This is a genomic window from Enterobacter sp. BIDMC 27, from assembly GCF_000534415.1.
GTDB classification, from domain to species: Bacteria; Pseudomonadota; Gammaproteobacteria; order Enterobacterales; family Enterobacteriaceae; genus Enterobacter; species Enterobacter hormaechei_C.
On record NZ_KI973178.1, the window covers coordinates 611,025 to 636,914 of the forward strand.

A 25,890-nucleotide genomic window follows, 5' to 3' on the forward strand; every position below is an offset into this window, starting at 1 on the left:
AAACCTCAGGCCAGATTACGCAGCCGTTCCGCGCGTAATCTGGCGGGGTCTATGCAGCACAGCGCGTGGGTGGGACAGGCTTCGACGCAGGCGGGACCGCCCTCGCGATGCGCGCACAAATCACATTTCAGCGCCTGAACGCGATCTTCCACGACCCGAACCTGCATTGCCCCGAACGGGCACGCCACCATACAGCTTTTGCAGCCGATACAGCGAGCCTGCTCAACGAGCCAGGCTCCCGCAGCACGGTGAATGGCCCCCGTCGGGCAGACATTCGCGCAGGGCGCATCTTCACACTGGTGGCAGCCCACGGCCGTGGTGAAGGTACCCCCCTTAACCACGCGGATCCGTGACGTAAACGCTTCTGGCGTAGCGCTGCTTTGATGCGACATCATGCACGCCACCTCACAGGTGCGGCACCCGATACATTTTTCTGGATCCGTCAGAATAAATCGGTTCATCAGTTACGCCTCGCGCACGTTAAACCCCAGTTCTTTCGAGATAGCTTCCGCCGTGTCACGCAGCGGTTTTAGCAAGTTTTTCTCACCCACCTGCTTCATGCGCGACGTCGACAGCGAAATGGAGATGGCATAGGGCACGCGCCCGTGAATATCAAAGACCGGCACGGCGATACATGACACACCCAGCTCGTTCTCTTCTTTATCCATCGCCATACTGTGATCGCGAATTTCCGCCAGCTCATCATACATCGCGCTCAGTTCGGTGATGGTGTTGCGGGTCAAAGGTTGGATCTGTTCCTGGTGGCTTTCCCAGTAGCTGGCCACGTAATCCTGATGACCAAACGCCATATAGATTTTGCCCATCGCAGAACAATAGAGCGGCATATGCTGGCCGATATATGCGCGCGTGCGCAGCATACCGGTTGTCGGCTCAAGCTTATAAATCAGGATCGCGTGATCATCTTCACGGCTGGAGAAGTTGACCGTTTCGCCGGTGGCAATGTTCAGCGCCTCGAGGTGCGGCGCCGCCACGTGAATAATATTGAGCGATGAAAGCGCCTTTTGCCCGACGGCGATAAATTTGGTGGTCAGACGATAGCTCCCTGCCGCCGGCGCCGGCGTCACGTACCCGCACGACTGCAACCCCTGCAATAACCGGTGCACGGTGCTTTTATTCAGCCCCGCCAGTTCTGATAAATGCGCAAGCGGACACCCGTTCGGATAGTTACTGAGGATTTCAATCAGCATCAGGCCGCGAAACAAGCTCTGGCTACCTGCTGGCCTCTCTTTTTCTTGCGTCATTTCGCTCTCTTTTATGCTCATCAAATGGCTCCTGTTTATCGCGCCCTGATGGTAGCGCAAAGTGTGGTTTAGTTCACGATCTCAACAGAAAAAACACAACCATTTGATTTTAATCGATTTTGAAAAACGTGAATGTCGTTGATCTGACAAAATTTGATCGTTATATTTGAAATCAGATTTCGTATAGTGAAATTTAGCGATAAAAAAGCACTCGCACTTGCCCCTAAAAAAACAGGAGAACAGGGATGAAAGTGACCTTCGAAGAGTTGAAAGCGGCGTTCAATCGGGTTCTGCTCGATCGCGGTGTAAAAGCGGATACCGCAGACGCCTGCGCCGAGATGTTCGCCCGCACCACGGAGTCCGGCGTTTATTCACACGGCGTCAACCGCTTCCCGCGATTTATTCAGCAGCTTGACGCAGGCGACATCATCCCTGACGCCCAGCCGAAACGCGTAACGACATTAGGCGCCATCGAACAGTGGGATGCCCAGCGTTCCATCGGCAACCTGACGGCGAAGAAGATGATGGACCGTGCTACCGAGCTGGCGTCCGATCACGGGATCGGCCTGGTGGCGCTGCGTAACGCTAACCACTGGATGCGCGGCGGCAGCTACGGCTGGCAGGCGGCGGAGAAAGGCTATATCGGCATCTGCTGGACCAACTCTATTGCCGTGATGCCCGCGTGGGGATCAAAAGAATGCTGCATCGGCACAAACCCGCTGATCGTCGCTATCCCGTCGAATCCAATCACCATGGTCGATATGTCGATGTCGATGTTCTCCTACGGCATGCTGGAGGTAAATCGCCTGGCCGGACGCGAATTACCGGTAGACGGCGGCTTTGACGATGAAGGCAATCTGACCAGAGAGCCGGGCGTGATTGAGAAAAACCGTCGCATTCTGCCCATGGGCTACTGGAAAGGTTCCGGCTTGTCGATTGTGCTCGACATGATCGCCACCCTGCTCTCTGACGGCGCGTCCGTCGCGGAAGTGACCCAGGACAACAGCGACGAATACGGCGTATCGCAGATCTTTATCGCCATCGAAGTGGATCGCCTGATCGACGGTCCAACCCGCGATGCCAAACTACAGCGCATCATGGACTTCATCACCACCGCAGAACGCGCTGATGAAAATGTCGCCGTCCGTCTGCCAGGCCATGAGTTCACACGCCTGCTGGAGGAGAATCGCCGCAACGGCATCACGGTTGACGACAGCGTGTGGGCGAAAATCCAGTCTCTGTAAGGAGTGGGTCATGATATTCGGACATATTGCACAGCCAAATCCATGTCGCCTGCCGCTGGCGATAGAAAAGGCGCTTAATTTTCTGCGTACCACGGATTTCACCACCCTGGCGCCGGGCGTGATCGAAATTGAAGGCCGCAACATTTTTGCCCAGGTTCTCGACCTCACCACAAAGGAACAACACGAGAACCGCCCTGAAGTCCATCGCCGCTATCTGGATATCCAGTTTCTGGCCTGGGGCGAAGAAAAAATCGGTATTGCTATTGATACCGGGAATAACAAAATCAGCGAATCATTGCTGGAGCAACGGGATATTATTTTTTATCACGACAGCGAACATGAGTCATTTATCGAAATGATACCTGGCAGTTACGCCATATTTTTCCCGCAGGATGTTCACCGTCCTGCCTGTATTAAAAACAAGGGATCCGCAATTCGTAAAATTGTGGTGAAAGTGGCCATCAGCGAATTAGATTAATTTTCTGATAAATACAGGAATGCGAAATGACCAACACCGGTTTTATTATTGGTGCGTACCCCTGTGCACCCTCATTTCACCAGAAAGGGGAGCAGGAAGAATACGCCTTCTGGCGGGAACTTTCCGACACGCCAAATATTCGCGGGCTGGAACAACCTTGCCTTGAAAATCTCCATCCGTTTGGTGATGAATGGCTGTTTCGTCATACGCCGGGCGACTGGCAGATCGTTGTCACAGCCGTTATGGAAACCATGCGCCGCCGCGGCAGCAACGGCGCGTTTGGCCTGGCGTCCGCGGACGAAGAACAGCGTAAAGCGTGCATTGAATATTACCGCCATCTGCATCAAAAGATTGATGCCGTTAACACCCGCTTTCCCGGGAAAGTGATCGCTCTGGAAATGCAGGCCGCACCGCAGGCGGGTAATGATTCTGTCGAGCAAGCGACAGAATCATTCTCCCGCTCGGTACGGGAAATCGCGAGCTGGGACTGGGGCTGCGATCTGGTGCTGGAACACTGTGATGCGATGAATGGCCCGGCGCCGCGTAAAGGGTTCTTGCCCTTAGAGCAGGTGCTGGAGGTAGTGAAAGAGACCGATATCAGCGTCTGTATCAACTGGGCACGTTCGGCCATCGAAGGTCGCAACACCGCCCTTCCGCTGGAACATGTTCAGGCGGCACTCGCTGCCGGGAAGCTGGGGGCGCTGATGTTTTCGGGCACGACCCCTCACGGTGAGTATGGAGAATGGCAGGATCTGCACGCGCCGTTTTCTTCGTTCTGCGCCGACAGTCTCATGTCCACTGAACATGTAAAAACGCTGTTTACTGCGGCGAGCGCCGCAACATTGAAATTCTCCGGTATTAAATTACTGGAAATAAATGCTAATGCTGACGTCAGCCATCGCATCGCTATTTTGCGCGACGGCATTAGCGCTATGAATAAAGCGTCACAATAAAAATAAAGAATACATTTTCCGGTTACCTTCAATGAGATATTAACTATGAATATTTCTTCTAATGCTCTACACGCGGACATTCCGCGCCAGCGCTGGCTAAGGATCATTCCCCCTATTCTTATCGCCTGCATTATTTCCTATATGGACCGCGTAAATATAGCTTTTGCGATGCCCGGCGGTATGGATGAAGAGCTGGGCATTTCCGCCACGATGGCGGGCCTGGCGGGGGGGATCTTTTTTATCGGCTATTTGTTCCTGCAAGTTCCCGGCGGCAAAATTGCCGTGCACGGCAGCGGTAAGAAGTTTATCGGCTGGTCGCTGGTTGCCTGGGCGGTGATCTCGGTTCTGACCGGGCTTGTGACCAACCAGTATCAGCTGCTGGTACTGCGCTTCTTACTCGGCGTGGCGGAAGGTGGGATGCTGCCCGTTGTGCTCACGATGATCAGTAACTGGTTCCCGGATGCCGAGCGCGGCCGCGCCAACGCGATTGTGATCATGTTCGTGCCCATCGCCGGGATCATCACCGCCCCGCTGTCGGGCTGGATTATTACCGCTCTCGACTGGCGCTGGCTGTTCATTATTGAAGGTCTGATGTCCGTTGTTGTGCTAGTGCTGTGGGCGTTCACCGTCTACGACCGACCGCAGGAAGCACGCTGGATCTCTGAGGCCGAGAAAAACTACCTGGTACAAACCCTGGCGGCAGAGCAGCAGGCCATTGCGGGTAAAGAGGTGAAAAACGCCTCGCTCAGCGCGGTGCTGTCTGACAAAACCATGTGGCAGCTGATCGCCCTCAACTTCTTCTACCAGACTGGCATTTACGGTTACACCCTCTGGCTGCCCACCATTCTGAAAGAACTGACGCACACCAGCATCGGCCAGGTGGGAATGCTCGCCATTCTGCCTTACATCGGCGCCATTGCTGGCATGTTCCTGTTCTCTACGCTCTCTGACCGCACCGGCAAGCGCAAGCTGTTTGTCTCCCTGCCATTGATTGGCTTTGCGCTCTGCATGTTCCTCTCCGTGGCGCTGAAAGAGCACACCTGGCTGGCCTATGCCGCGCTGGTGGGCTGTGGCTTCTTCCTGCAATCCGCAGCGGGGGTGTTCTGGACCATACCGGCGCGTCTGTTCAGCGCTGAGATGGCGGGTGGCGCTCGCGGCGTGATTAATGCCCTGGGCAACCTCGGCGGGTTCTGCGGTCCTTATGCGGTAGGCGTACTGATCACCCTGTACAGCAAAGACGCAGGCGTTTACTGCCTGGCAGTTTCGCTGGCGCTGGCATCGCTGCTGGCCCTGCTGTTACCGGCGAAATGCGATGCCGGAGCAGAGCACAACCCCACGGTGACTCCACATAAACGTGCGGCCTGAGGCCCTCACCTGACCCACTAAACCAAACCGTAGGCCGGGTAAGCGAAGCGCCACCCGGCAATTAAGCGAGAAGAAGATGAGTGAAAAAGAGCCCTTCTGGCTGGGTATCGATTGTGGCGGTACTTATCTGAAAGCCGGTTTATACAACAGCCAGGGCAAAGAAGTCTGTATTGAACGCCGCTCAGTGGCCACGCTCAGCCCACGCGCCGGCTACGCCGAGCGGGATATGCACCAGCTCTGGCAGCACTGCCACAAAACCGTCGCCCTGCTGCTCAAAAATTCAGGCGCTGACGGCGGTCAGATCAAAGGCGTTGGCATTTCAGCCCAGGGCAAGGGGCTGTTTCTGCTCGATAAACAGGATCGCCCCCTGGGTAACGCCATACTCTCCTCCGATCGCCGTGCGCTGGAGATCGTACAACGCTGGCAGCAGGACGGTATACCCGAAAAGCTCTATCCGCATACTCGCCAGACGCTGTGGACGGGGCATCCGGCCTCACTCCTGCGCTGGGTTAAAGAGAACGAGCCTCAGCGGTATCAGCAAATTGGCAGCGTGATGATGGCGCACGATTACCTGCGCTGGTGTCTGACCGGGGTCAAAGGCTGCGAAGAGAGCAACATCTCGGAATCCAATCTCTACAACATGAATACCGGGCAGTACGATCCGCAGCTCACGCGCTGGCTCGGCATCAGCGACATTGACGGTGCCCTGCCGCCTATTATCGGTTCAGCAGAAATTTGCGGGGAAATCACCGCTCAGGCAGCCGCACTGACCGGTCTCACGGCGGGTACTCCCGTCGTTGGTGGACTGTTTGATGTGGTTTCCACCGCGATCTGCGCCGGGCTGCATGACGAACATACGCTGAATGCCGTAATGGGGACCTGGGCCGTAACCAGTGGGATTGCCCACGGCATCCGCGACAACGAGCCTTTCCCCTACGTCTATGGCCGCTACGTCCATCCGCAGCAGTTCATCGTTCATGAAGCCAGCCCCACGTCGTCCGGCAACCTGGAATGGCTGACGGCCCAATGGGGCGATATGTCATTCGATGAGATTAACCACGCCGTGGCCAGCCTGCCAAAAGCTGAAAGCGATGTGTTCTTCCTCCCTTTCCTCTACGGCAGCAACGCCGGGCTGGAGATGACCAGCGGCTTCTATGGCTTGCAGGCGCTGCATACCCGCGCGCACCTCCTCCAGGCGGTTTATGAAGGGGTGGTATTCAGCCACATGACCCACCTCAACCGTATGCTCGAACGCTTTCCCCACGTGCAGGCCCTGCGCGTGACGGGCGGCCCAACCCATTCGGACGTGTGGATGCAGATGCTCGCGGACGTCAGCGGCCTGGCGATTGAACTCCCGCAGGTGGAAGAGACCGGCTGTTCCGGTGCGGCGCTGGCCGCGCTCGTCGGTACAGGCCTCTATCCCGATTTTTACGCCGCTCAGCGCGCCCTCAGGCATGACACCCGGATGATTGAACCTGACATGCGTGCCCATGCCGCCTACCAGCGCAAATATCACCGTTACCAGCTACTGATTTCAGCATTACAGGGCTATCACGCCCGTGTTAAGGAGTACGACCTATGAGCCGACCATTATTGCAGCTGGCGCTCGACCACACCTCGCTTCAGGCCGCGCAGCGCGATGTCGCGACGCTTTCCGATCACGTCGACATCGTCGAAGCCGGCACCATTCTATGCCTGACCGAAGGGCTAAACGCCGTTCGCGCCCTGCGTGCGCAGTGCCCGGATAAAATTATCGTGGCGGACTGGAAAGTCGCCGATGCCGGAGAAACGCTGGCTGATCAGGCGTTTGGCGCAGGCGCAAACTGGATGACCATCATCTGTGCCGCCCCGCTGGCCACCGTTGAACGTGGCCACGAGGTCGCACTGCGCGGCGGCGGCGAGATCCAGATGGAGCTGTTTGGCAACTGGACGCTGGACGACGCGCGCGCGTGGCATCGCATCGGGGTGAAGCAGGCGATTTACCACCGCGGGCGCGACGCACAGGCCAGCGGCCAGCAGTGGGGTGAGGCGGATCTCAGCAAAATGAAGGCGCTGTCCGATATCGGTTTGCAGCTTTCTATAACTGGCGGTATCACCCCCGCTGACCTGTCGCTGTTTAAGCAGATCAACGTCAAAGCCTTCATTGCCGGGCGCGCGCTGGCAGGCGCCGATAATCCGCCGCAGGTGGCACAAGCATTCCATTCGCAAATCCGCGACATCTGGGGAGAGTAACCATGCGTCAGCATCCGTTAGGCATTTACGAAAAAGCGCTGCCAAAAGATCTCTCCTGGCCGGAGCGCCTGGTTCTGGCAAAAAGCTGCGGCTTCGATTTTGTGGAGATGTCGGTGGATGAGACCGACGAGCGTTTATCGCGCCTTGAATGGAGTACCACGCAGCGCGCCTCTCTTGTGGAAGCGATGCTGGAGACCGGCGTGGCCATCCCGTCGATGTGCTTGTCTGCCCATCGTCGCTTCCCGTTTGGCAGCCGCGATGAAATCGTGCGCGAACGCGCCCGCGAGATCATGACCAAAGCCATCCGGCTGGCCCGTGATTTGGGTATTCGCACCATCCAGCTTGCGGGTTATGACGTGTACTACGAGGAGCACGATGAGGGCACGCAACAGCGCTTTGCCGAAGGGCTGGCGTGGGCCGTAGAGCAGGCTGCCGCCGCGCAGGTAATGCTGGCGGTAGAGATCATGGACACTGCGTTTATGAACTCCATCAGCAAGTGGAAAAAGTGGGACGACATGCTCGCCTCGCCGTGGTTCAGCGTTTACCCGGACGTCGGCAACCTGAGCGCGTGGGGCAACGACGTCACCGCCGAGCTGACGCTGGGCATTGACCGCATCGCCGCTATCCACCTGAAAGATACCCGGCCCGTTACCGAGCAAAGCCCCGGACAGTTCCGCGACGTGCCGTTTGGCGAGGGCTGCGTCGATTTCGTTGGCGTGTTTAACACGCTGAATCAACTTAATTATCGCGGCGCATTTCTGATTGAAATGTGGACCGAGAAAGCCAAAGAGCCGGTGCTGGAGATCATCCAGGCGCGCCGCTGGATTGAAGCCCGAATGCAGGAAGGAGGCATGACATGTTAGAACAACTCAAAGCCGAGGTGCTGGCGGCAAATCTCGCCCTGCCCGCCCACCAGCTGGTGACGTTCACCTGGGGCAACGTCAGCGCGGTTGACCGTGCCAGCGGCATGATGGTGATCAAACCATCCGGCGTGGAGTACGACGTGATGACCGCAGAAGATATGGTGGTGGTAAATATCGCCACGGGTAAAGTGGTCGAGGGGAGTAAAAAGCCCTCCTCCGACACCCCGACCCATCTCGCGCTGTATCGTCGTTACCCGGAAATTGGCGGCATCGTGCATACCCATTCCCGCCACGCCACCATCTGGTCGCAGGCGGGGCAGGATTTACCCGCGTGGGGCACGACGCACGCGGACTATTTCTACGGTGCGATCCCCTGCACGCGGCTGATGACCTCGGCTGAAATCGCGGGTGAATATGAATACCAGACGGGGGAAGTCATTATCAAAACCTTCGAGGAGCGCGACATAAGCCCGATGCAGGTCCCGGCGGTGCTGGTTCATTCTCACGGCCCGTTTGCCTGGGGCAAAGACGCTGCCGATGCGGTACACAATGCCGTGGTGCTGGAAGAGTGCGCCTATATGGGGCTTTTCTCGCGCCAGCTTGCACCTCAGCTTCCGGTTATGCAGCAGGAATTGCTGGATAAGCATTACCTGCGCAAGCATGGCGCAAATGCCTATTACGGCCAGTGATCATCCGGAATTAATATGCTCTTTACAGTACCGCCGTTTCCAGACGGCGGGCGTTAACCCGGTATGTTTTGAGAATATTTGCCGGAAATAACCCACGTCATTAAAACCGCACCGGGCGGCCACTTCAGTTAATGAGGCCGCATCGTTCAGCAGCAGTTTTTCAGCGGCCCTGACGCGCTGGCGGTGAATTGCCTCCGTCAGGGTTAAATGAAACGTCCGACGAAATACTCGCCCCAGGTAATCTGCGTTGCAGTGCAGTTCTTTCGCCAGCTGCGAAGTGGACAGGGGCAAATGAAAGTGCGTGCGGATAAGCTGCTTGGCCTTCCATGCCATTGCCGCGCCCGCATCATCCGCTTTATCTTCATATCCCGGCGAGAGCGATATCTGCTGCAAAATTAACAGCAAAATTATCTCCAGCGCCTGGCTACGCTGTAATTTTTCCTGCTCGCTTAAAAACTGACGGAATAACGCAATAACATATTGCGGATCCCGCACGCTACAGTGTTGCTCAATCGACAGCGACGTCGCGCCTGGCAACACCGGCAAGCGTTCATCCACCTCAAAATGCAGCCAGTAAAATTTGAGATCGCCCGGAAAATCTTCCACGCCGACATGCCGCCGCTTCGGCCAAAGTAATAAACTCTCGCCAGCGTTTACCTCAAACAGCGTATTTTCCTCCTGGATCGTTAATGTCCCTTTTTCGACAAAAATTATCTCCCACGAAGATAATTTTCGTGCGGGATGACGGCCCACGCCCCGAGAGATAAATAACCCGCCATTTTGAACTCTAATCGGAAGTGCTATGGATAATTCAAGCATGGATATTCATTTTTCCGCTTTTTTGGTGGCTAATATTTTCTTTATCCCTTGATTATTAATAAATATCAGCAGAACGGCTCGATCAAACTCACAGTTTCACCATCAGGTCGGAATCGTCACCTTTTTATACTTTTCCCTTCCCTTGTTGGTCTGCCCGTTGAATGCAGAATAAATGGGGTACCTTGCACAAATACGATAAAAAATCGTTTATCGAGGAGTTACCCCATGACTTCCACACCGATTACAGACGCAGAAGTTGCAAAACAGGCAGCCGATGACCGGCTGTCAGTCCGCGAGAAAATTGGCTACGGCCTGGGCGACGCGGGCGGCACGGTAATTACCTGCCTGATCATGAACTTTCTGACCTTTTTCTATACCGATGTATTTGGCCTGACGCCCGCGCTGGTGGGCACGCTGTTTATTGCCCTTCGGGTATTTGACGCGATTTCCGATCCGGTGATGGGCGTGATTGCCGACCGCACGCAGAGCCGCTGGGGGCGTTTTCGTCCCTGGCAGCTGTGGGTCGCGCTTCCCATCGGGATCGTCGGCGTGCTGACCTTCACCGTCCCGGACGCCAGTATGGGCGTGAAAATCGCCTGGGCGTTCGGCACCTATCTGTTGCTTTCAGTGGGCTATACCGCCATCAACGTGCCATATTGCGCGCTGATCAACACCATGACCACCCGCCACAACGAGGTTATATCCTGCCAGTCCTGGCGCTTCGTACTGTGCGGCGTGGCGGGCTTTCTGGTCTCCGTTGGCTTGCCGTGGCTGGTGTCAGAACTGGGACAGGGCAATACCGCCCGGGGTTATCAGCTGGGCGTCGGCGTGCTGTGCACCATCGCCGTGGTGATGTTCCTGTGCTGCTTCTTCTGGGTGCGCGAGCGCGTCCCGCTTGCGCTGATGGGTAAATTCACCCTGCGCGAGCACCTGGCGGGCCTGCGGAAAAACGATCAGCTGCTGCTGATGCTGGTGATGTCGTTTCTGCTGATCAACGTCTTCAACATTCGCGGCGGCGGATACATGTACTTCATCACCTACGTGCTTCAGGGCAGCACGGCGTACACCTCGCTGTTTTTCACCATGGTGACCTTTGCCGCTATTCTGGGCGCGGTGATCGTCAGTCCGCTGTCGCGGCGGATTGATACCGTCAAACTCTACTACTACACCAACCTGATACTCGCTGCGCTTGCGGTGGGAATGTGGTTCCTGCCGGGTGGCCCGGCGCACCAGACGCTCTGGCTGATCGTGATTTTAAGTAACGGCGTTATCCTGGGCTTTACCCTGCCGCTGCACTTCTCGCTGATGGCCTTTGCCGATGACTACGGCGAATGGAAAACCGGCGTGCGCTCATCGGGGATGAACTTCGCCTTCAATCTGTTTTTCATCAAGCTCGCGTGGGCATCCAGCGCCGGGATCATCAGCCTGGTGTTTATTGCCGTGGCCTATCAGCCAGGCGCAGGTAACCAGACACCCGCCTCATTGCAGGGCATCACCGCCATGGAGACGCTGCTTCCTGCCCTTTTCCACCTGCTGCTGGCGGTCGCTATCCGCTGGTGCAGGCTTAACAATCCCGTGATGTCGCGCATTGCCACCGATTTGCGCCAGCGTCATGTACAGTCCTGAGGAGAACAATATGACCATAATGGAAGCCGACCTGCATCAGCTGAAAATCAACGACCCGTTTCTTGGTCAGTACCAACGGCTGGTCCGCGATGTGGTGATCCCCTACCAGTGGGATGCGCTTAACGATCGCGTGGCGGAGGCCGAACCCAGCCACGCCATCGCCAACTTCCGCATCGCCGCCGGTCTGGAACAGGGGGAGTTCTACGGGATGGTCTTTCAGGACAGCGACGTGGCGAAATGGCTCGAAGCCGTGGCGTGGTCGCTGTGCCAGAAGCCGGATGCTGAACTGGAAAAAACCGCCGACGAGGTGATCGAGCTGGTCGCAGCGGCGCAGTGCGAAGATGGCTATCTCAATACCTATTTCACGGTGAAAGCACCGGCCGAGCGCTGGACCAATCTGGCCGAATGCCACGAACTGTACTGCGCCGGACATATGATTGAAGCGGGCGTGGCGTATTTCCAGGGAACCGGAAAGCGCCGCCTGCTGGACGTGGTGTGCATGCTGGCGGATCATATCGACAGCGTGTTTGGCCCGGGCGAAAACCAGCTGCACGGTTACCCTGGCCACCCGGAAATCGAGCTGGCGCTGATGCGGCTGTACGACGTCACGCAGGAGCAACGCTATCTCAATCTGGTGAAATACTTTATTGAGGAACGCGGCGCGCAGCCTCACTTCTACGATATCGAATACGAGAAGCGCGGCAGAACGTCATACTGGAACACCTATGGCCCGGCGTGGATGGTCAAGGACAAAGCTTACAGCCAGGCGCATCTGCCCCTTGCGGAACAACAAACGGCCATCGGCCACGCCGTGCGTTTTGTCTATCTGATGGCGGGCATGGCACATCTGGCGCGCCTGAGCAGCGACGAGGGGAAACGTCAGGATTGCCTGCGGCTGTGGAACAACATGGCACAGCGCCAGCTGTACATCACCGGCGGGATTGGCTCCCAAAGCAGCGGCGAGGCGTTCAGCAGCGATTACGATCTGCCCAACGATACGGTCTACGCCGAAAGCTGCGCCTCCATCGGCCTGATGATGTTTGCCCGCCGGATGCTGGAGATGGAGGCGGACGGCCACTACGCCGACGTGATGGAGCGCGCGCTGTACAACACGGTGCTGGGCGGCATGGCGCTGGATGGTAAGCATTTCTTTTATGTGAATCCGCTGGAAGTGCACCCGAAAACCCTGGCCTTTAACCATATCTATGACCACGTCAAACCGGTGCGCCAGCGCTGGTTCGGCTGCGCCTGTTGCCCGCCGAATATTGCGCGCGTGCTGACCTCGCTGGGGCACTACATTTATACCGTTCGCCCGGACGCGCTGTTGATCAACCTGTACGTGGGGAACGACGTCGCCATTCCGGTTGGGGATAACATCCTCCAGCTGCGGATTAGCGGGAACTATCCGTGGCATGAGCAGGTGAAAATCGAGATTACCTCACCAGTTCCGGTGATTCACACGCTGGCCCTGAGGCTGCCGGACTGGTGTGCGGAACCGGCTGTTTCGCTCAATGGTCAGGCCATTACAGGCGAGGTCTCCCGTGGATACTTATACCTCAACCGAAGCTGGCAGGAAGGCGACACGCTGACGCTGACGTTACCGATGCCGGTCCGCCGCGTGTACGGCAACCCGCAAGTGCGCCAGCAGGCGGGGAAAGTCGCATTGCAGCGTGGACCGCTGGTTTACTGCCTGGAAGAAGCCGATAACGGCGCAAATCTGCATAACCTTTCTTTGCCCCAGGACAGCGCGTTTCGGGTTTTCGAAGGCAAAGGCATTTTCGCGCACAAGATGCTGATACAGGCGGAAGGGATCGGGTGTCAGGCGAAGGGCACTGATGCCCTGTGGCAGTACGACCACTCGCCGGTAGAACGTCAGCCCCGGACGCTGACCTTTATTCCGTGGTACAGCTGGGCAAACCGGGGAGAAGGGGAAATGCGGATATGGGTGGATGAAAGCTGAATAACTGCGGCCTGTTGCCCTCACCCCAGCCCTCTCCCACGGGAGAGGGAGTAAAAAGTAGGCCGGGTAAGGCGAAGCCGCCACCCGGCTTTAACCCGGCTCAGGTCACCCCACCCGGAACGGCCTGAGCCCGGAGATTAAAACAGCCCCAGCGGTTTATCGGAGTAGCTGACTAACAGACATTTCGTTTGCTGGTAGTGCTCCAGCATCATCTTATGGGTTTCACGCCCGATGCCCGACTGCTTGTAGCCGCCAAACGCCGCATGAGCCGGATAGGCGTGATAGCAGTTTGTCCATACGCGTCCGGCCTGAATGCCGCGGCCCATTTTATAGGCCAGATTACCGTTACGACTCCAGACGCCCGCCCCCAGGCCATACTGCGTGTCGTTGGCGAGCTCCAGCGCCTCGTCCATGGTTTTAAACGTGGTGACGGCCAGCACCGGTCCAAAAATTTCCTCCTGGAAAACGCGCATGTTGTTCTTACCGAACAGGATGGTCGGCTCAAGGTAGTAACCCTCCTGCAAATCGCCGCCCAGCACCTTACGACGACCGCCGGTCAACACATCGGCCCCCTCTTTTTTACCGATATCAATATAGTTGAGGATGGTTTCCAGCTGGCCATGCGATACCTGCGCTCCCATCTGGGTGACGTTATCCAGCGGATTACCGCTGCGAATCGACTCCACGCGCCGGATCGCCCGCTCCATAAAGCGCTCATAAATGGATTCCTGCACCAGCGCGCGGCTCGGACAGGTGCAGACTTCACCCTGGTTGAACGCGAACAGCGCAAACCCTTCCAGCGCTTTGTCGAAGAAGGCGTCCTCTTCATCCATCACGTCGGCAAAGAAGATGTTCGGCGATTTCCCGCCCAGCTCCAGGGTGACCGGAATGATGTTCTGGGTCGCGTACTGCATGATCTGCTGACCCACTTCCGTTGAGCCGGTAAACGCCACTTTGGCAATACGCTTTGAAGTAGCCAGATATTCGCCGATCTCTCCCCCGGCCCCGTTGACCACGTTAATGACCCCCGGCGGCAACAGGTCGCCAATCACCTCCATCAGCAGCAGTACCGAAAGCGGCGTTAAGCGTGCAGGTTTCAGCACCACGCAGTTACCCGCCGCCAGCGCGGGCGCCATTTTCCAGCTCGCCATCAGCAGCGGGAAGTTCCACGGAATAATTTGCCCCACCACGCCGAGCGGCTCGTGGAAGTGATACGCCACGGTATCTTTGTCAACTTCACTTATTCCCCCCTCCTGGGCACGAATGCAGGACGCAAAATAGCGGAAATGGTCAATCGCCAGCGGCACGTCCGCCGCCATGGTTTCCCGGATCGGCTTGCCGTTGTCCCACGTTTCCGCGGTCGCCAGCAGCTCCAGATTCTGCTCCATCCGATCGGCGATTTTGAACAAAATGGCCGCTCTGTCCTGAACGGACGTTTGTCCCCACTTATCTTTCGCCTTATGCGCCGCATCCAGCGCTAAATCGATATCCCGCTTGCCCGAACTGGCAATTTCACACAGCGGCTGGCCGGTAACGGGCGTCAGGTTGGAATAGTACTCACCGTCGACGGGCGCCACCCAGTCGCCGCCGATGAAGTTGTCATAGCGGGGCTTCAGCTTAAGAGGAAAACCATACTCGCCTGGCTGGATACGCGATGAGGGAGGATTGTTTGTCATGACCGTCTCCTTGCAGTAGGTGTACAACAAGGGTAGTTCCGGCTGGTGATTTTCTCGCCAGTCGGTAACGGGTTTACGAGCCGTATCACGGATTACCGTACTTTACGTTTCGTTTCTGCCGCCGGAGCCATACTTAATAGCTCAGGGGCTCATGAGGAACAATGCAATGCAGCTATTTATCGGCTTTGACGTGGGCGGAACCCACATCAAACACGGCGTGATCAACGAAAACGGCGAAGAACTGACATCCGATGAATATGATACGCCTGACGATGAAAGCACCTTCAAACAGAAATGGAAAGCGGTGGTGGATAAGTACCGCCAGGAGCATGAGATCGTCGGCATCGGCGTGAGTTTTCCGGGCCACATCAATCACCATACCGGCGAAGCGGCCAAGGCCGGGGCGCTGGATTACCTTGACGGTGAAAACCTGTGCGAGCTTTTCGCACAGCTGACCGATCTCCCCGTAACAACCGAAAATGACGCCAACTGCGCGGCGCTGGGCGAACGCTGGCAGGGCGCCGGTAAGGATTATGAGCATTTTGTCTGCATCACCATCGGCACCGGCATCGGCGGCGGTATCGTCATGGAGGGCGATCTCTACCGTGGGTCGCACTACCGGGCGGGTGAGTTTGGCGTGCTGCCCGTTGGCAACAACGGCGAGCCGATGCACGAAGTGGCGTCCGCCAGCGGCCTGATGAAAGCCTGCCGCCGCGCGCTGGCCGTGTCGGAAGATGAGATGCCTGACGGTGAGGAGCTGTTTAGACGCATGGACAGCGACGTGCATCTGCGTGAGGCCATAGAAGAGTGGGCGCATTTCCTCTCGCGGGGCATCTACAGCGTGATCTCCATGTTTGATCCGCAGGCGGTGCTGATTGGCGGCGGCATTAGCGAGCAGGAGAAAATCTATCTCCTGCTGGATAAATACCTACAGCGATTCGAGGAGTGGGAAGCGCTCCGGGTGCCCATCCTTCCCTGCGAGCTGGGTAACCAGGCGGGAAGGCTGGGTGCGGTCTGGCTGGCTAAGCAGAAGCAGGCGCGCAGCGCTTAACGCTTAGGGAAATAACTGCGCGTCGCGTAGCACATGGTCATTGCCACGACGACGCGTAAACCCGATGCGGTTGAAATACTCCAGGATCTGAATCGCCAGTTTGCGTCCTACGTTCAGCCGATCGCGGAAGTCTGCGGCGCAGGTTGATCCGCGCGCCTGATCCAGCTCCCGGATCAGGTTCGCAAATGCCACGATCCGATCGTTGCGGTAATAACGATCTTTCACGATCGCCACAATCATCCCCTGCTGCGCCGCATGGCGCAGTACCTGACGCATCAGCTGCTCATCGGTATTGGTTTCACGCGCCAGATCGCGCACCCACCACGGTTCATCGCCAAACAGCGCCGCCACTTTTTGCCAGACCGCGTCCTGCTCAGCGGTAAAACCGGCCTTGTGCTCCGGCAGGTGCAGCCAGCCGTGATGACTTGCAATCACGCCGCTTTCACGCATGTTTTCAATCAGCAACAGCACCAGCGCGTCGTCTTCCATGGGCAACGCCATGCGCCGCAGACGTTCACGACCCGGACCGGGCTCATCCTGATGCTGTTCATGGTAGGTCGCCAGCGTGCTCAGCACTTTGCGCTGCCAGCGCGCCGCCACCGGCGCGTTCAGCAGGCTGTTGCCGGCCTGAATAAAACCTGGCTCCTGCGTCAGAAGACGCAATCCTTCGCCGCTGAGCTGGCGCGCCCAGGCGAACGCCGCCAGATTCACCGCACCACGCTCAAGGTGGATATCTAACGCAGACTTATCATCGCGGGCCTGGGCCAGTGCGGCCAGCCACTGTAAATACTCGGGCTTACGCTTGCCGCGACGGGGCGGATCCAGCATGACCACGCGCGCGCCCGCCAGCGTTTCCCGCGCCGAAATATCGCGCAGAACCAGGCGGTCGTTATCCGCCAGCCAGAGCGGGGAGTCGAACACCAGTTCGGCGAGATCGTTTTCCAGCAGCGACACGCGTCCGGTGATGTGGCTGGCCGCGTGGTGGATATGCAGCGGCTGCCACTGGGTCAGCGGATTATGGGTCTGGAGAGAAACGATGATCCGTTCAGAAGGCTCCGGCGGCGCGTCGGCCAGCAGCCAGTCGCCGCGGTTAAGCTGGTCTTTTTCGGCATCACCGGCAATATTCAGGGCGATACGCTGCCCGGCGTGGGCCTGTTCCACCGGCTGGTTTTGCGCGTGAAGCCCGCGCACGCGCATCGGTTTGTTCACGCCCGTCAGCCACAGGGTATCGCCCACGTTCACTTCGCCGCTCAGCGCGGTGCCGGTCACCACCAGCCCAGCCCCTTTCACGGTAAATGCCCTGTCGATCGCCAGACGGAAGCGGTGATGGCTGGCATGTTCACGAGACGGGATCTGCTGCAAATGGTCGCGAAGAGCGTCGATACCGCGGCCTTCTGTCGCCACGGTGACAAACAGTGACGCATCCTTAAAACCGTATTCACTCAGCGCCGCCAGCACCTCTTCACGCACCTCGTCGATACGCGCCTCATCCACACGGTCCGCTTTGGTGAGGGCGACGGTCAACTGCGGGTTTCCCGTCAGCTGGAGGATCGCCAGATGCTCGCGCGTTTGCGCCATCACCCCGTCATCGCACGCGACCACCAGCAGGGCGTGATCGATCCCGCCCACGCCCGCGAGCATATTGGAAAGAAACTTCTCGTGGCCGGGCACGTCGATAAAGCCCAGCACGCGACCGTCGGGCTGCGGCCAGTAGGCGTAACCCAGGTCAATGGTCATGCCGCGCTTTTTCTCTTCCGGCAGGCGATCGGCATTCACGCCCGTAATGGCCTGCAATAACGTGGTTTTGCCGTGGTCAACATGACCGGCGGTGGCAATAATCATTTCAACATCATCTCCAGAAACCGCACTTCATCTTCCAGACAGCGTAAATCCAGCCACATGCGCCCGTCACCGATCCGGCCAATCACCGGCGTCGGTAATGCGCGCCAGCGCGCCGACAGCGCCTCAAGCTGGCTTCCGCGTCCGTCGCGCGGGGTGAACGTCAGCGCTTCGCTCGGTAACCTGTCCACCGGCAGCGAGCCGCTGCCAATTTGCGACAGGCAAGGCTCGATACGAACGTCAAACTCAGGGTAATGAGGAGCAACCTGCGGCAGTAGCGCTTCCGCCTGCGCGCGAATGGAGGCCGCATCACGGCTTAGCAAACGCAACGTGGGCAGGCGGTCAGCCAGTTTCTCCGGGTGGAGATAGAGCCGCAGCGTGGCTTCCAGCGCGGCCAGCGTCATTTTATCGGCACGCAGGGCGCGCTTCAGCGGGTGCTGCTGTAGCTGCGCAATCAGCTCGCGCCTGCCGACGATAATCCCCGCCTGCGGCCCGCCCAGCAATTTATCACCGGAGAAACTGACCAGGCTTACGCCCGCGGCAACCATTTCCTGCACCATGGGCTCTTTCGGCAGACCGTACTGGCGCATATCCACCAGCGACCCGCTGCCGAGATCGGCAATCACCGGCACGTTTAGCTCGCGCCCGATGGCGGCCAGTTCGGCCTCTTCCACCGTTTTGGTGAAACCCTCAATGTGGTAATTGCTGGTATGCACTTTCATCAGCAGGGCGGTGTTTTCATTCACCGCCGCGCGATAATCTTTTGCATGGGTACGGTTAGTTGTGCCCACTTCATGCAGCGTGCAGCCCGCCTGGCGCATGACGTCCGGAATACGAAACGCCCCGCCGATCTCCACCAGCTCGCCGCGAGAGACGACAACCTCTTTTCCGCTCGCGGTGGCCGCCAGCATTAACAGCACCGCCGCCGCGTTGTTATTCACAATGCAGGCATCTTCCGCGCCGGTGATCTGGCAGAGAAGATCCGCCAGTGCGCGATCGCGATGCCCACGCCCGGCGCCGTCCAGATCGTACTCCAGCGTCACCGGCGAGCGCATGGCACGGGTGACGGCCTCTGTTGCCTCTTCGGCCTGCTGTGCCCGGCCCAGATTGGTGTGCAGAACCGTGCCTGTCAGGTTAATAACCGGGCGCAACGCGCTTTGCCCGTGCTTGCTCAGCCTGCGTTCAACTTCCTGCTCCCACGCCACGCACCAGCCGGGTAGCGCGTTCTCAGCCTGAATATGGCGACGCGCATCGTCCTGAAGCTGGCGTAGCATGTCGACCGTTGCAGTATGGCCAAACTGCTCCAGCACCGCAGTGATGCGCGGGTCACGAAGCAGACGATCGGTAGCGGGGATCTGGCTGTAGAGGGAATGATGAGTAGTCATGAATGCGCCTGGCGAGTAAATATCTTCCCCCCTCCCGACGGGAGAGGGAGTTAACATGTGGGGGGATTGTACCGCCTCCCGCCAGGAAGTGTTATAACCCGCATCAAGCCTTTGGCGGTTCAGTCCGGGCAAAACTTTCGCGCTGGAAGAGCGTCTCCGCCAGTTTGACCAGCAGCGGACGATCCACGCACCAGCCCGGCGAGACGCGGCGGAAATTGAGGTAGCCAATGGCGCAGGCGATGGCGATCGTCGCCAGATTCAGGCTATCGCTCTGAATTTTCCCGTCGCGGATCAGCTGTTCGCACATATCCAGGCTGCGGCTGATTTTTTCGCGCTGGCGTAGCAGCTCATTTTCTGACTGCTGGGCGGCGGGCCTTGCCTGCTCGCGTACGGACGTCAATGCCGCATCCATAATGCCATCCGCCAGGGCTTCAATTTGCTTCATCACCAGCGCTGTTTTTGGGTCCGCCGGCAGCATGGCTGGCGCAACGCCAAGCAGCTCGATGTACTCCGCAATGATCGGGGAATCAAACCAGTAGTCGCCCTCGTCCGTTACCAGCGCCGGGACTTTCCCCAGCGGGTTGTACTGCGCAACGCCGTTCTCTGCGTTGTAGGGCTGTTCATTCACGAATTCAAATTCAATCCCTTTCTCCAGCAGGAGAATCGAAATCTTACGCACGAAAGGACTGGTATAACTGCCGATGAGTTTCATTGCTTATCCTTAATGCCCATAAAGAGGTCAGTATGGATCAAGCCGTGGAAAAAGGCAGGTATGCGTATCGCATTCCTGCCATGAGGGGATACGGGAGAAATCTGCATAAAAATATTTTGTGAATCAAATCACAATCTGGAAACAAACAACCAACTTAACATTGTGATGCAAATCACAAAACACTGCCCATTTTGGCGTAATTCTGAGCGATGTATTTTTTTTACACACTCGTTATGTGATCGCGATCACTTCATTAATGTCCTCACCCCCTACATTCATGTGATTCAGATCACACAAAATTTCACTGTCTGGACAGTTGAACGATTCAGTGCCAAATTTCACAGCATCAGAACAGGGCCCGGCTACCTCTGCCGCCGCACATTAACGATAAACCTCGGGCCACAAGCCTAAGCGTAAACATAAGAAGGGGTGTTTTATGTCATCCGATTTCAAGATCAAAGTGCAAAGCTTTGGTCGTTTCCTCAGCAACATGGTGATGCCAAATATCGGCGCGTTTATCGCGTGGGGTATTATCACCGCATTATTTATTCCGACAGGGTGGTTGCCTAACGAAACGCTGGCGAAACTTGTTGGCCCAATGATTACCTATCTCCTGCCGCTGCTCATCGGTTATACCGGTGGTCGTCTGGTGGGCGGTGACCGTGGTGGTGTCGTGGGTGCCATCACAACCATGGGTGTTATCGTCGGTGCGGATATGCCGATGTTCCTCGGTGCGATGATCGCCGGTCCTCTGGGCGGCTGGGCAATCAAGAAATTCGACGTCTGGGTTGATGGCAAGATCAAATCCGGCTTCGAAATGCTGGTGAACAACTTCTCTGCGGGCATCATCGGGATGATCCTCGCCATTCTGGCGTTCCTCGGCATTGGCCCGGCGGTTGAAGTGCTGTCCAAGCTGCTGGCCGCGGGCGTTAACTTCATGGTGGCGCACGACATGCTGCCGCTGGCGTCTATCTTCGTTGAACCGGCGAAAATCCTGTTCCTGAACAACGCCATCAACCACGGTATCTTCTCACCGCTGGGTATTCAGCAGTCACACGATCTCGGCAAGTCCATCTTCTTCCTGATTGAAGCGAACCCGGGTCCAGGTATGGGCGTTCTGCTGGCGTACATGTTCTTTGGTCGCGGCAGCGCGAAACAGTCTGCTGGCGGCGCGGCGATCATTCACTTCCTGGGCGGTATTCACGAAATTTACTTCCCGTATGTGCTGATGAACCCACGTCTGATCCTGGCCGTTATCCTTGGCGGAATGACCGGCGTGTTCACCCTGAGCGTACTGGGCGGTGGTCTGGTGTCTCCTGCTTCTCCAGGCTCTATCCTGGCGGTGCTGGCGATGACCCCGAAAGGCGCCTACTTCGCGAACATCGCGGCGATCTGTGCGGCCATGGCGGTCTCCTTCGTGGCCTCCGCTATCCTGCTGAAAACCAGCAAGGTGAAAGAAGACGACGATATCGAAGCGGCAACCCGTCGTATGCATGACATGAAAGCCGAATCCAAAGGCGCAACGCCGCTGGCGGCGGGTGATGTCTCTAACGACCTGAGCCACGTGCGTAAAATCATCGTGGCCTGTGATGCCGGTATGGGCTCCAGCGCAATGGGTGCGGGCGTACTGCGGAAGAAAGTGCAGGATGCGGGTCTGACCAACATCTCCGTCACCAACAGCGCGATTAACAGCCTGCCGCCGGACGTTGACCTGGTGATCACGCACCGCGATCTGACCGAACGCGCTATGCGTCAGGTACCGCAGGCACAGCACATTTCCCTGACCAACTTCCTCGACAGCGGCCTGTACGCCAGCCTGACCGAACGCCTGGTGGCGGCGCAGCGCCATGAAGATAACGAAGTGAAAGTGCGTACCAGCCTGCAAGACAGCTTCGACGAGAGCAACGCGCATCTGTTCAAACTGGGCGCTGAAAACATCTTCCTTGGCCGCACGGCGACCAATAAAGAAGAGGCCATTCGCTTCGCCGGTGAGCAGCTGGTGAAAGGCGGCTACGTTCAGCCTGAGTACGTTGAGGCGATGCTGGAACGCGAAAAGCTGACCCCAACCTACCTGGGTGAATCCATCGCGGTTCCGCACGGTACGGTGGAAGCCAAAGACCGCGTGCTGAAAACCGGCGTGGTGTTCTGTCAGTATCCTGATGGTGTGCGCTTCGGTGAAGAAGAGGACGACATCGCCCGTCTGGTGATTGGTATCGCCGCTCGCAACAACGAGCATATCCAGGTGATTACCAGCCTGACCAACGCGCTGGATGACGAAACGGTTATTGAGCGTCTGGCCAACACCACCAGCGTTGAAGAAGTTCTGGCCCTGCTGAACAAATAACAGCGCCTCTTCCCTCTCCCCCCGGGGAGAGGGCTAGGGTGAGGGGAAAACGTTCCTCACCCCAGCCCTCTCGGGTAAAAACATTGATGAAGGTTAACACTATGAAAGCATTACATTTTGGCGCAGGTAATATTGGTCGTGGCTTTATCGGTAAACTGCTGGCAGACGCGGGCATTACCCTGACATTCGCCGATGTGAATCAGGTGGTTCTGGATGCCCTGAATGCCCGTCATAGCTATCAGGTTCACGTGGTGGGTGAAAACGAACAGGTTGAAACGGTCTCTGGCGTCAACGCGGTAAGCAGCATTGGCGACGACGTGATTGACCTCATCGCGAGCGTTGATCTGGTCACCACCGCCGTGGGTCCGGTGGTGCTTGAGCGTATCGCCCCGGCGGTCGCGAAAGGCCTGGCGAAGCGTAAAGCACAGGGCGTTGAAACGCCGCTGAACATCATCGCCTGTGAAAACATGGTGCGCGGCACCACGCAGCTGAAAGGCCACGTTCTTGCGGCCGTCGCCGACGAAGATAAAGCCTGGGTTGAAGCGCACGTGGGTTTTGTGGATTCCGCCGTGGATCGCATCGTTCCGCCGTCAGCATCCGCCACCAACGACCCGCTGGAAGTGACCGTGGAAACCTTCAGCGAGTGGATCGTTGATAAAACCCAGTTTAAGGGCGCGCTGCCGACCATTCCGGGAATGGAATTAACCGATAACCTGATGGCATTTGTCGAACGTAAACTCTTCACGCTGAACACCGGGCATGCTATAACCGCGTACCTCGGAAAATTGGCCGGTCATCAGACGATTCGTGACGCGATCCTCGATGAGAACATCCGTGCGGTGGTCAAAGGGGCAATGGAAGAGAGCGGCGCGGTGCTGATCAAACGCTACGGTTTTGATGCTGATAAACACGCGGCATACATCCAGAAAATCCTCGGTCGTTTTGAAAACCCGTATCTGAAAGATGACGTTGAGCGCGTGGGTCGTCAGCCGCTGCGTAAACTAAGCGCGGGCGACCGCCTGATTAAACCGCTGCTGGGCACGCTGGAATACGGCCTGCCGCACGCTAACCTGGTGAAGGGCATCGCTGCCGCCATGCACTACCGCAGCGAGCAGGACCCGCAGGCGATTGAGCTGGCTCAGCTGATTGATGACAAAGGCGCGCAGGCTGCGCTGGCGCAGATCTCCGGTCTGGATGCCAACAGTGACGTAGTTGCGGAGGCGGTCAGCGCATACAACGCAACCAAATGATGCAGAGTCCGGCGCAGGTTAGCCTGCGCCCGAATAACAGATTGTCAGATATGCAGGCAATAATGGAACAAACCCAGGCCTTTGAAAATCGTGTGCTTGAGCGTCTGAATGCTGGCAAAACCGTACGGAGTTTCCTGATTGCCGCCGTCGAGCTGTTAACCGAGGCGGTGAACATTCTGGTGCTTCAGGTGTTTCGCAAAGACGACTACGCGGTAAAGTATGCTGTAGAACCGTTACTGGACGGAGACGGACCGCTGGGCGATTTATCGGTACGGCTGAAGCTGATTTACGGTCTTGGCGTGCTGAACCGCCAGGAGTATGAAGACGCCGAGCTGTTAATGGCGCTGCGCGAAGAGCTCAATCATGACGGTAATGAGTACACCTTTACCGATGATGAGATACTGGGGCCCTTCGGCGAACTGCACTGCGTATCCGCGCTCCCTCCCACACCTCAGTTTGATAACAGCGACCCTGATCTGTACGCGATGCAAAAGCTGCGTTATCAACAGGTTGTGCGCTCCACCATGGTGCTTTCCCTGACTGAGCTGATTTCTAAAATCAGCTTAAAAAAAGCGTTTCAGAAGTAAGCCCGCACACATTGGTGTATCCTTCCCTGTAAATTCCCCGTTTTCAGAGTTATTTGTCATGAAAGAAGTCGAAAAGAACGAAATTAAACGCCTGAGCGACCGTCTGGATCTGATCCGCCATCAGATGGCTGGCCTCTCCCTGGTCGATTCTGCCGAGAAATATGCCGAGCTGGAAAAAGAGTCCGTGAAGCTGGAGGCGGAAATTGAACGCCTGCGCGAAGTGAAAGGCCAGAAGCTGAGTAAAGAAGCGCAGAAGCTGATGAACATGCCGCATCGCCGCGCGATCACCAAAAAAGAGCAGGCCGACATGGGCAAGCTGAAGAAAAGCGTCCGTGGCCTGGTGGTGGTGCACCCGATGACTGAGCTTGGTCGCGAAATGGGCCTGAAAGAGATGACGGGTTTTTGTAAGACCGCGTTCTGATCGTCCTCCCCTGCCGCTGCGGCAGGGGAAACTCAGTTGTAAATCAGGTTAAACGTCGCCATCGCATCCGCTTTTCCCGCCGTCACGTTCTCTTCCGTCTGAAGGTAATGCGCATCAAACCAGAAGGTTTGCGTCTGGTTATCCCCCACTTGCCCAAATGCTGACACCTGTGGGGTGTTCCACGGTACCACCTGCCCCTGAACCGAACCGGTATTGTCACCGTAAAGCAGTTCGATCCCGACACCGCTGGCGCTATCCTCCTGCTTCGTCAACGCCAGCGCCCGATCGTTGCCCGGCGTGGTATCGCCAAAGAAACCCATCTTCACCGCCGTGTTATTTTCGCAGGTCACCGGAATGCTGAAGCGTCCGCCTCCGGCGCGGGAGCCTATGCCATGAAATTCACGCTGGCTCACGCTCCCCATGGGAACAAGAATGCTGCGAGAGCCCACTGAACAGCTGGTACGCCTGACGGTGAAGCTGGCGAGATGGATCTGTACCGGTGTCGCCACGTTGGTGGCGCTGGCTTGATTTTCTCCCGCCTGCAATATCAGCGATCCGACATTTTGCTCCTGGGAATTGGCGTTATCGTCAGGCATGGCGCTGGTCGTTGGAATTTTGTAAAACACCACCCAGAACTGCATTTTATACATTGAGGCGCTGGCAAAGGCGGGGTTTTGCGATGCGTCGCAAATGCGCCTGGACTCATTGCCATTCACCTGACTTGTGCCGTCAATATAGCGTACCGCATCGGCGCCGCAGTACTGCTGTTCCCGGAACCCCAGCGCATAGCCGATGCCGTCGATCTGAGTTTTATAGACGTGACGTGACGCGCCGTCTTCACCAACCACGGTGCCGACGGGGTTATCCACGTCGACAAAGCCGATACTACGCCAGGCATCATTCCCGCCATCACAGCTGTAGAAATCCGCCCCGGTAGACTGTATCGGCGCAGATATCGGCGTCCAGTCCGCCGTGCCGGGCGCATACCCTATGGCGTAGGGCACCTGAACGACCCACTGATCGCGCGTGGTGCGGCAAGATGAGGTCTGAGCATGGGCATGAAAACTCAGCATGCCAAAAAGCGAAAGAAGGCTCAGATAGAAAAACCAGTGAATAAAACGACGCATGATATTC

General features: G+C 57.3%; 23 protein-coding genes. 15 read left to right on the forward strand and 8 right to left on the reverse strand.

The genetic code is table 11. From position 1 onward, the window contains the following. Positions 1-5: 5 nt before the first annotated feature. Together L463_RS19535 and yiaJ are read right to left on the reverse strand one after the other, a co-directional pair. Complete coding sequence (locus tag L463_RS19535; protein ID WP_015572750.1) at positions 6-461, reverse strand: 4Fe-4S dicluster domain-containing protein; 456 nt, start codon at positions 459-461, stop codon at positions 6-8. Between the two features lie 3 nt (positions 462-464). After that, positions 465-1,283, reverse strand: coding sequence for an IclR family transcriptional regulator YiaJ (yiaJ, locus tag L463_RS19530; RefSeq protein WP_015572751.1), 819 nt, complete (start codon positions 1,281-1,283; stop codon positions 465-467). Positions 1,284-1,507: 224 nt separating this feature from the next. Here yiaJ and yiaK point away from each other — a divergent pair, with 224 nt between their 5' ends. From yiaK to araD, 8 genes are all read left to right on the forward strand, one after another. Continuing rightward, positions 1,508-2,506 (forward strand): 3-dehydro-L-gulonate 2-dehydrogenase, encoded by a 999-nt coding sequence (gene yiaK / locus L463_RS19525; RefSeq protein ID WP_015572752.1) that lies wholly within the window; start codon positions 1,508-1,510, stop codon positions 2,504-2,506. A 10-nt stretch (positions 2,507-2,516) separates the two neighbouring features. Beyond that, the gene (locus L463_RS19520; protein ID WP_015572753.1) at positions 2,517-2,984 is read left to right on the forward strand and encodes a YhcH/YjgK/YiaL family protein; all 468 of its coding nucleotides are present in this window, start codon (positions 2,517-2,519) and stop codon (positions 2,982-2,984) included. Between the two features lie 26 nt (positions 2,985-3,010). Further along, the gene (locus L463_RS19515) at positions 3,011-3,937 is read left to right on the forward strand and encodes a DUF4862 family protein (protein WP_032103938.1); all 927 of its coding nucleotides are present in this window, start codon (positions 3,011-3,013) and stop codon (positions 3,935-3,937) included. 45 nt (positions 3,938-3,982) lie between these two features. After that, positions 3,983-5,302, forward strand: a complete 1,320-nt coding sequence (locus tag L463_RS19510; protein WP_032103937.1) for an MFS transporter — start codon at positions 3,983-3,985, stop codon at positions 5,300-5,302. A 76-nt stretch (positions 5,303-5,378) separates the two neighbouring features. Then, on the forward strand, positions 5,379-6,884 hold the full coding sequence (locus tag L463_RS19505; RefSeq protein ID WP_032103936.1) for an FGGY-family carbohydrate kinase: 1,506 nt from the start codon (positions 5,379-5,381) through the stop codon (positions 6,882-6,884). Continuing rightward, on the forward strand, positions 6,881-7,534 hold the full coding sequence (ulaD, locus tag L463_RS19500; protein ID WP_015572757.1) for a 3-keto-L-gulonate-6-phosphate decarboxylase UlaD: 654 nt from the start codon (positions 6,881-6,883) through the stop codon (positions 7,532-7,534). Before L463_RS19505 ends, ulaD begins: the two co-directional genes overlap by 4 nt. Before the next feature lie 2 nt (positions 7,535-7,536). Next, positions 7,537-8,397 carry an L-ribulose-5-phosphate 3-epimerase gene (locus L463_RS19495; RefSeq protein WP_017693794.1) on the forward strand — a complete coding sequence of 287 codons (861 nt, stop codon included), beginning with the start codon at positions 7,537-7,539 and terminating at the stop codon, positions 8,395-8,397. Further along, positions 8,391-9,086, forward strand: coding sequence for an L-ribulose-5-phosphate 4-epimerase (gene araD / locus L463_RS19490; RefSeq protein ID WP_032103935.1), 696 nt, complete (start codon positions 8,391-8,393; stop codon positions 9,084-9,086). The genes L463_RS19495 and araD overlap by 7 nt, the downstream gene beginning before the upstream one ends. On the opposite strand, the gene L463_RS19485 is transcribed toward araD, so the two are convergent. Next, a complete protein-coding gene (locus L463_RS19485; protein WP_032103934.1) occupies positions 9,087-9,905 on the reverse strand; it encodes an AraC family transcriptional regulator in 819 nt (272 codons plus the stop codon). A gap of 225 nt (positions 9,906-10,130) precedes the next feature. Between L463_RS19485 and L463_RS19480 the strand changes: the two genes are divergently transcribed. Then, a complete protein-coding gene (locus L463_RS19480; RefSeq protein ID WP_017693791.1) occupies positions 10,131-11,531 on the forward strand; it encodes an MFS transporter in 1,401 nt (466 codons plus the stop codon). A gap of 10 nt (positions 11,532-11,541) precedes the next feature. After that, on the forward strand, positions 11,542-13,491 hold the full coding sequence (locus L463_RS19475; protein WP_032103932.1) for a glycoside hydrolase family 127 protein: 1,950 nt from the start codon (positions 11,542-11,544) through the stop codon (positions 13,489-13,491). A gap of 137 nt (positions 13,492-13,628) precedes the next feature. Here L463_RS19475 and aldB read toward each other — a convergent pair whose 3' ends face one another. Then, positions 13,629-15,167 carry an aldehyde dehydrogenase AldB gene (gene aldB / locus L463_RS19470; protein ID WP_006808612.1) on the reverse strand — a complete coding sequence of 513 codons (1,539 nt, stop codon included), beginning with the start codon at positions 15,165-15,167 and terminating at the stop codon, positions 13,629-13,631. A gap of 166 nt (positions 15,168-15,333) precedes the next feature. Between aldB and L463_RS19465 the strand changes: the two genes are divergently transcribed. Continuing rightward, positions 15,334-16,218, forward strand: a complete 885-nt coding sequence (locus L463_RS19465) for an ROK family protein (RefSeq protein ID WP_015572761.1) — start codon at positions 15,334-15,336, stop codon at positions 16,216-16,218. A gap of 3 nt (positions 16,219-16,221) precedes the next feature. On the opposite strand, the gene selB is transcribed toward L463_RS19465, so the two are convergent. The 3 genes from selB to L463_RS19450 form a co-directional block, all read right to left on the reverse strand. Further along, positions 16,222-18,060 carry a selenocysteine-specific translation elongation factor gene (gene selB, locus L463_RS19460; protein WP_032103931.1) on the reverse strand — a complete coding sequence of 613 codons (1,839 nt, stop codon included), beginning with the start codon at positions 18,058-18,060 and terminating at the stop codon, positions 16,222-16,224. Beyond that, positions 18,057-19,442 (reverse strand): L-seryl-tRNA(Sec) selenium transferase, encoded by a 1,386-nt coding sequence (gene selA / locus L463_RS19455; RefSeq protein WP_023304616.1) that lies wholly within the window; start codon positions 19,440-19,442, stop codon positions 18,057-18,059. Before selA ends, selB begins: the two co-directional genes overlap by 4 nt. A gap of 103 nt (positions 19,443-19,545) precedes the next feature. Continuing rightward, positions 19,546-20,154 carry a glutathione S-transferase gene (locus L463_RS19450; protein WP_032103930.1) on the reverse strand — a complete coding sequence of 203 codons (609 nt, stop codon included), beginning with the start codon at positions 20,152-20,154 and terminating at the stop codon, positions 19,546-19,548. A 436-nt stretch (positions 20,155-20,590) separates the two neighbouring features. Here L463_RS19450 and L463_RS19445 point away from each other — a divergent pair, with 436 nt between their 5' ends. From L463_RS19445 to L463_RS19430, 4 genes are all read left to right on the forward strand, one after another. Next, positions 20,591-22,498 (forward strand): PTS mannitol transporter subunit IICBA, encoded by a 1,908-nt coding sequence (locus tag L463_RS19445; protein WP_015572764.1) that lies wholly within the window; start codon positions 20,591-20,593, stop codon positions 22,496-22,498. A gap of 101 nt (positions 22,499-22,599) precedes the next feature. Next, positions 22,600-23,748, forward strand: coding sequence for a mannitol-1-phosphate 5-dehydrogenase (gene mtlD / locus L463_RS19440; RefSeq protein WP_017382581.1), 1,149 nt, complete (start codon positions 22,600-22,602; stop codon positions 23,746-23,748). Next, entirely contained in the window at positions 23,745-24,335 is a 591-nt protein-coding gene (gene mtlR / locus L463_RS19435) for a mannitol operon repressor MtlR (RefSeq protein ID WP_017382580.1), read from the forward strand. The genes mtlD and mtlR overlap by 4 nt, the downstream gene beginning before the upstream one ends. 58 nt (positions 24,336-24,393) lie before the next feature. Beyond that, the gene (locus tag L463_RS19430) at positions 24,394-24,756 is read left to right on the forward strand and encodes a YibL family ribosome-associated protein (RefSeq protein ID WP_015572767.1); all 363 of its coding nucleotides are present in this window, start codon (positions 24,394-24,396) and stop codon (positions 24,754-24,756) included. A 32-nt stretch (positions 24,757-24,788) separates the two neighbouring features. Here the strand turns inward: L463_RS19430 and L463_RS19425 are convergent, their stop codons facing one another. After that, a complete protein-coding gene (locus L463_RS19425) occupies positions 24,789-25,883 on the reverse strand; it encodes a fimbrial protein (protein WP_015572768.1) in 1,095 nt (364 codons plus the stop codon). Positions 25,884-25,890 lie beyond the last annotated feature (7 nt).

Coding starts and splice junctions, on each gene's coding strand:
- L463_RS19475 (WP_032103932.1), top strand. CDS start 11,542: ATGACCATAATGGAAGCCGACCTGCATCAGCTGAAAATCAACGACCCG.
- selA (WP_023304616.1), bottom strand. CDS start 19,442: ATGACTACTCATCATTCCCTCTACAGCCAGATCCCCGCTACCGATCGT.
- L463_RS19495 (WP_017693794.1), top strand. CDS start 7,537: ATGCGTCAGCATCCGTTAGGCATTTACGAAAAAGCGCTGCCAAAAGAT.
- mtlD (WP_017382581.1), top strand. CDS start 22,600: ATGAAAGCATTACATTTTGGCGCAGGTAATATTGGTCGTGGCTTTATC.
- L463_RS19520 (WP_015572753.1), top strand. CDS start 2,517: ATGATATTCGGACATATTGCACAGCCAAATCCATGTCGCCTGCCGCTG.
- L463_RS19510 (WP_032103937.1), top strand. CDS start 3,983: ATGAATATTTCTTCTAATGCTCTACACGCGGACATTCCGCGCCAGCGC.
- L463_RS19485 (WP_032103934.1), bottom strand. CDS start 9,905: ATGCTTGAATTATCCATAGCACTTCCGATTAGAGTTCAAAATGGCGGG.
- yiaJ (WP_015572751.1), bottom strand. CDS start 1,283: ATGAGCATAAAAGAGAGCGAAATGACGCAAGAAAAAGAGAGGCCAGCA.
- aldB (WP_006808612.1), bottom strand. CDS start 15,167: ATGACAAACAATCCTCCCTCATCGCGTATCCAGCCAGGCGAGTATGGT.
- L463_RS19450 (WP_032103930.1), bottom strand. CDS start 20,154: ATGAAACTCATCGGCAGTTATACCAGTCCTTTCGTGCGTAAGATTTCG.
- L463_RS19505 (WP_032103936.1), top strand. CDS start 5,379: ATGAGTGAAAAAGAGCCCTTCTGGCTGGGTATCGATTGTGGCGGTACT.
- araD (WP_032103935.1), top strand. CDS start 8,391: ATGTTAGAACAACTCAAAGCCGAGGTGCTGGCGGCAAATCTCGCCCTG.
- mtlR (WP_017382580.1), top strand. CDS start 23,745: ATGATGCAGAGTCCGGCGCAGGTTAGCCTGCGCCCGAATAACAGATTG.
- L463_RS19430 (WP_015572767.1), top strand. CDS start 24,394: ATGAAAGAAGTCGAAAAGAACGAAATTAAACGCCTGAGCGACCGTCTG.
- L463_RS19425 (WP_015572768.1), bottom strand. CDS start 25,883: ATGCGTCGTTTTATTCACTGGTTTTTCTATCTGAGCCTTCTTTCGCTT.
- L463_RS19445 (WP_015572764.1), top strand. CDS start 20,591: ATGTCATCCGATTTCAAGATCAAAGTGCAAAGCTTTGGTCGTTTCCTC.
- L463_RS19465 (WP_015572761.1), top strand. CDS start 15,334: ATGCAGCTATTTATCGGCTTTGACGTGGGCGGAACCCACATCAAACAC.
- L463_RS19535 (WP_015572750.1), bottom strand. CDS start 461: ATGAACCGATTTATTCTGACGGATCCAGAAAAATGTATCGGGTGCCGC.
- L463_RS19515 (WP_032103938.1), top strand. CDS start 3,011: ATGACCAACACCGGTTTTATTATTGGTGCGTACCCCTGTGCACCCTCA.
- selB (WP_032103931.1), bottom strand. CDS start 18,060: ATGATTATTGCCACCGCCGGTCATGTTGACCACGGCAAAACCACGTTA.
- yiaK (WP_015572752.1), top strand. CDS start 1,508: ATGAAAGTGACCTTCGAAGAGTTGAAAGCGGCGTTCAATCGGGTTCTG.
- L463_RS19480 (WP_017693791.1), top strand. CDS start 10,131: ATGACTTCCACACCGATTACAGACGCAGAAGTTGCAAAACAGGCAGCC.
- ulaD (WP_015572757.1), top strand. CDS start 6,881: ATGAGCCGACCATTATTGCAGCTGGCGCTCGACCACACCTCGCTTCAG.